We start from the raw sequence: 756 nt of genomic DNA, 5'->3' as shown, positions 1-756 counted from the left end.
TAATAATTTTTGATATCGCTTCATAATACTTTCAAATTCTTTACCATCAAACCCATCTACATTTTGTAATTTTAATGAGCTAAGTTCTTTTGGCAAAGCTCCATAATTTAACCTATCCATAGGAGTAAATCTATCCTCTCCTATTTGCTTGGCATAATCAGTTCGCTCACCTTCTACCAAAAAATAATTACTACTAAGAGCTGCAATTAGTAAGCCACCTTTTGTGTATTCGCTGTTTTCAGTTTTATAATGTTCTTCATGTGGATTCCAGCAAACTGAAGCAGAGTTTCTAAGCCATTTAGCGTAAATATTATCATCTCGTGTTTCATAATAATTAAAAACATTACCATCTGCACCAAAAATGGTTGATAACGAGTATGTGTCTTTGTGCTTTGAAAAAACATTAGAAAACTCTTTAGATTTAAAATAATTATTAAATTTGTCATCATTATCAAATATTTGAGTAACTTCTAAGGTGCTTTTTCTCATTTCATATAAATGTGGGGTGTTTGACAAAGTATCTTTAGAAAAACTATCGTTTAAGTTTAAAAATTCATCTCCTACAACTTGTCTTACAACATTATAAGCATTACCAACGCTTTTTGCTATATCAATTGATTTACAAATTTTATAAAGTGATATTGCATTTTCATTATGTTCTACTAAAGATTTTAAACTATCGCTATGTATTTTAAAATCTTCCGGAATACCTGCAGCTTTGTTAAAATCACTTGTAAAAAAGCCATCTTTATCAAC

At 29.2% G+C, this 756-nt stretch carries 1 protein-coding gene; it reads right to left on the bottom strand.

All coding sequences use genetic code 11. The features are described 5' to 3' along the window. On the bottom strand, positions 1-756 hold a 756-nt coding region (locus tag AVBRAN12642_RS09730; RefSeq protein WP_442862371.1), incomplete at both ends, for a Cj0814 family flagellar-dependent secreted protein.

Origin of the sequence: Campylobacter sp. RM12642 (assembly GCF_020137635.1) — a bacterium.
Classification (GTDB): domain Bacteria; phylum Campylobacterota; class Campylobacteria; order Campylobacterales; family Campylobacteraceae; genus Campylobacter_E.
Note: the sequence above shows the minus strand (reverse complement) of the source record. Positions and strands in the feature narration are given on the sequence as shown.